The following is a 4,090-nucleotide window of genomic DNA, read 5'->3' as shown; positions in this document are numbered from 1 at the left end:
CCGCGAGCCCGAGCGCGGTCTCCAAAGCCGCCCGTTGCGGCGCGGGCAACTCGGCGACGCCCGCGCGGACGGGGTGCAGCAACTGGTGCAGCCCGGCGTAGGCGAAATCCTGCTCGGCCTCGGCACCGGCCGTCCGCAGCACCCGCATCCCCGCGACCGAAGCGGCGGCCGAGGCGGCGGCGACCAGCGCGGACTTCCCGATGCCAGCCTCGCCCCGGATGAGGACGCCGACGCGTCCTTCCGGGCCGTCGACCAGTTCGGTCAGCTCCTTGAGCTCGGCGTCCCGTCCGTGCAGCGTCATGATCCCTGACGATACCGGGAGACGACGTACGTCGACGGCGTCGTCCGACGGGCGCGGAGACGGCTGCGAGCGGCTTAGTTTCAGGCGAAAGCGACCCTCCACAAAGGAAAGCGATGAGACGCACCCGAACCCTTCTCTCGGCGTTGCCGCTCGCGGCGCTGCTGGTGACCACCGTCACCCAGCTCGCGCCCAGCGCCGCCGCGGCCGAGCCCGCCGCCTGCGCCACCACCGGAGTCACCGCGCCCAGCGGGGCGAAAGTCGAATCGGTGCAGGCCGACCCGAAGCCCGGCTACTGCGAAATCACCGTCACGCTCACCCACCCCGGGGCCAATGACCACGTCAAGGTCGCCGTGGCATTGCCGCAAACCGGATGGACCGGACGGCTCCAAGCGGTCGGCGGCAGCGCATACGCCGCCGGGGACTTCGGCGCACCGCTGGCCCAGGCCGCCAAGGACGGCTACGCGGGCGTGACCACCGACGCCGGCGTGCTGACCGGGCTCGATACCTCGTGGGCACTGACCGCGCCCGGCCAGGTCAACCGGCCGCTGCTGACGAACTTCGCCACCCGCTCGGTGCACGAGGCCGCGCTGATCGGCAAGGACGTCACGCAGCGGTTCTACCACCGGCCGGTGACCTATTCGTACTGGAACGGCTGCTCGACCGGCGGCCGCCAGGGCTACTCCGAAGCGCAGAACTACCCCGGCGACTTCGACGGCATCCTGGCGAACGCGCCCGCGGTCCACTGGACGCAGTTCGCGGTCGCGACGCTCTGGCCGCAGATCGTGATGAACCAGGAGCACGATTTCCCGAGCCCCTGTGTCTTCAGCGCGTTCCGGCAGGCCGCGGTCAAGGCCTGCGACGCGAACGACGGCGTCAAGAACGGCATCATCGACCGGCCGGACGAGTGCAGCTACGACCCGCGCAGCCTGATCGGCACGAAGGTCGTCTGCGACGGAAAGGAAGTCACCGTCACGGCCAAGGACGCCGACGTCATGCGCAAGATCTGGGCCGGGCCGACCGACGAACGCGGCCGGAAGCTGTGGGACGGCCTCCCGAAGGGCGCCGATTTCGCCTGGCTGGCCGGCACCGGCGACAGCCCGTACGCCACCGGGTTCCCGGTGGCGGTCAAGTGGGTGCAGTCGTTCGTCGCCAAGCAAGCCGATTTCGACGCCTCGAAGCTCACCTACGCCCAGTTCGCCCAGGTGTTCCGCCAGTCGGTGCGCGAGTATGACGACGTCATCGGCACCGCCGACCCGGACCTGTCGGCCTTCCGCCGCACCGGCGGCAAGCTGCTGACCTTCGTCGGCTCGGACGACCAGCTCATCCCGCCCGGCGGCACGCTGCGCTACCGCGCCGAGGTCGAACAGGCGATGGGCGGCTCCCACCGGGTGAATGACTTCTACCGGCTGTTCCTGGCCCCCGGCGTCGAACACTGCGGCGGCGGGACGGGCGCGGCGCCGACGAACCCGCTCGGCGCGCTGGTCGACTGGGTCGAGCACGGCAAGGCCCCGGCCACCTTGGCAGCCGCGACCGCGGACGGGAAGCAGACCCGCGACCTGTGCGCATACCCGCGGGTCTCGCGGTACAAGGGCTACGGCGACCCGGCTGTGGCGTCCAGCTACCGCTGCCGCTGACCTGTGCCGTGCGTGCCGACCCCAGCGGCACGCACGGCACTTCCCTTATGACGTACAGCGATTCGGTCGGCCGACCGACGCGAAGATGATCAACAGCGACCTAGTTTTCTTGCTATGCCTCACTTCTTTCGCACCGTGACACTCGGTTCGGTTGTCCTGCTCACGACCGCCTGCTCTGCCGCGGCGGCCCCTCCGCCCGCCGCCCCTCCCCCTCTCGCGGCCTCGGGGTGGCCGCCCGCGCCCGTCGTCCCGCTACCGTCGCAGCCGCCGCCCGCACTCGTTGTCGACGCACCGCTGCCGGAACAACTCGCGAAGGGCCTGGTCGTCCTGCGCTACCGGGCGGAGAACCTGCGCATCGTCCCGGTCTACGGCCCGGCCGCGCTCGACGTTTCCCCGCGCATCGGCCACATCCACGTCACGGTCGACGACGCGCCGTGGCACTGGGCCGACGGCAGCGGCGAACCGCTGATCATCCAGGCGCTGCCGCCCGGCCCGCACAAGGTGTGGATCGGGCTGGCCGACCCGACGCACAAGGTCCTGGACAGCAAAACCGTCAGTTTCGTCGTGCCGGTGGGCGGCCACCACTGAGCGGACCGGCAGAATCGGGCGCATGCGAACAGCCGAGCGTTCCGGATGACCGACCTCGCCGACGGCAGGCTCAAGCTGCGGCATCTGCGGTATGTCGTGGCGATCGCCGAGCACGGGTCGCTGGTCGCCGCGGCCGAGCGGCTGCACATCACCCAGCCGGTGCTGACTCGCGGGCTGCGCGAGCTCGAGTCGATCCTCAAGGTCGAACTGTTCGAACGCGGCCCGCGCGGGATGACGGCGACGCTGTTCGGCGAGGTCTTCGTCGACCACGCCCGCGCAGTGCTCGCCGAACTCCGCCAGGCCGGGCGGCATCTCGAAGAGCTGGTCGACGGCCACGCCGGCACCGTCACGATCGGCGCCTTCCTCGCCGGGGCGAGCGTGCTGCTGCCCCGCGCGGTCGCGCGCGTGAAAGCCGTCGCCCCCGACCTGACCGTCATCATCCGGCACGGCGGCCCGGAAGCGCTGTACGAGGCGCTGCTCGCGGGCGACGTCGACCTCGTCGTCGGCACGCTCGAACCGGCGAACAACGACCGGCTGCGCCAGCACCACCTCTACTACGAACCCGCTCGCGTGGTGGCGCGCAGCGAGCATCCCGCGCACCGGCGGCCCGGGCTCACGATCGCCGATCTGATCGGCGAACTCTGGTCGCTGCCGCCCGCCGACAACCCGCAGCGCCGCCAGCTGGAAGAACATCTCCTCGGCCGCGGCCTCTCGACCCCGGCCAACCGCATCGAATGCGGTTCGTTCCTGGCCGTGCGCGCCATCGCGCTGGAGACCGACACCCTGGTCGTGATGCCGCAACTGGTCGCCGACACCGAACCGGGCCTGGCCGCGCTGCCGATCGACCTCGGCATCGTCGAATCGGTCGGCGTCACGCTGCCCGCGGGCAGGCAGCTCACCCCGACGATGCTGCTGATGATGCGCAAGCTGGACGAGGCGGCGGCCGAGATCCGGAAGACCATCGGCTATACCCAACCGACATAGCGCAGTACCAACGCGGCATTGGACGGGCATGGCCAGGGCTCCTAGCTTGGGAGTCATGGAAATGAATTCCTCCTGCTGCACCCCTCCCGGTTCCGGTTCGGCGACCATTGTGCGCCCGGTTCCGACAGTCGGCGGAAGTTTCCGGCTGATCGACGATTCCGGCACCGCGGTCACCGAGCGGTCCTATTTCGGCAAATACCTCATCGTCTTTTTCGGCTTCACGCATTGCGAGACCGTGTGCCCGCCCGCGCTGGCCCGGATCGACCAGTCGCTCGAAGAACTCGGCGAGCTCGCGAATCGCGTGCAGGCCCTTTATGTGACGGTCGATCCGGAACGCGACACCCCGGAGGCCATGCACGCGTTTCTCTCCGCGCGGCACCCGCGGATCACCGGATTGACCGGGCCCGCCGAGGAAATCGAGTCGATGAAGAAGGCGTATCACGTGCACGCCCGCCGCGTCGACGAACCGGACGGCTACCGGGTGCCGCACAGCGCGTTCACCTTCCTCATGGGGCCCGAAGGCGACTACCTCGCACACTTCGCGGATACGGTGGACAGCAAGGAAATCGCCGCCACCGTCAAG

5 protein-coding genes are annotated in these 4,090 nt (G+C 70.0%); 4 read left to right on the top strand and 1 reads right to left on the bottom strand.

What is annotated here, in order from left to right; translation table 11 throughout:
- Positions 1-301: AAA family ATPase (locus ACWDNU_RS44830; RefSeq protein WP_449673330.1), on the bottom strand; the 301-nt coding region annotated here is incomplete at its 3' end.
- Positions 302-414: 113 nt separating this feature from the next.
- On the opposite strand from ACWDNU_RS44830, the gene ACWDNU_RS44825 reads away from it, so the two are divergent.
- The 4 genes from ACWDNU_RS44825 to ACWDNU_RS44810 form a co-directional block, all read left to right on the top strand.
- Positions 415-1,935, top strand: a complete 1,521-nt coding sequence (locus tag ACWDNU_RS44825; RefSeq protein ID WP_449673329.1) for a tannase/feruloyl esterase family alpha/beta hydrolase — start codon at positions 415-417, stop codon at positions 1,933-1,935.
- 114 nt (positions 1,936-2,049) lie between these two features.
- Entirely contained in the window at positions 2,050-2,523 is a 474-nt protein-coding gene (locus tag ACWDNU_RS44820) for a DUF6130 family protein (RefSeq protein ID WP_449673328.1), read from the top strand.
- Positions 2,524-2,568: 45 nt separating this feature from the next.
- Positions 2,569-3,507 carry a LysR substrate-binding domain-containing protein gene (locus ACWDNU_RS44815; RefSeq protein WP_370935108.1) on the top strand — a complete coding sequence of 313 codons (939 nt, stop codon included), beginning with the start codon at positions 2,569-2,571 and terminating at the stop codon, positions 3,505-3,507.
- A gap of 55 nt (positions 3,508-3,562) precedes the next feature.
- The coding region (locus ACWDNU_RS44810; protein WP_449673327.1) for an SCO family protein at positions 3,563-4,090 on the top strand (528 nt) is incomplete at its 3' end.

The organism is Amycolatopsis sp. NPDC003676 (genome assembly GCF_053587275.1).
Note: the sequence above shows the minus strand (reverse complement) of the source record. Positions and strands in the feature narration are given on the sequence as shown.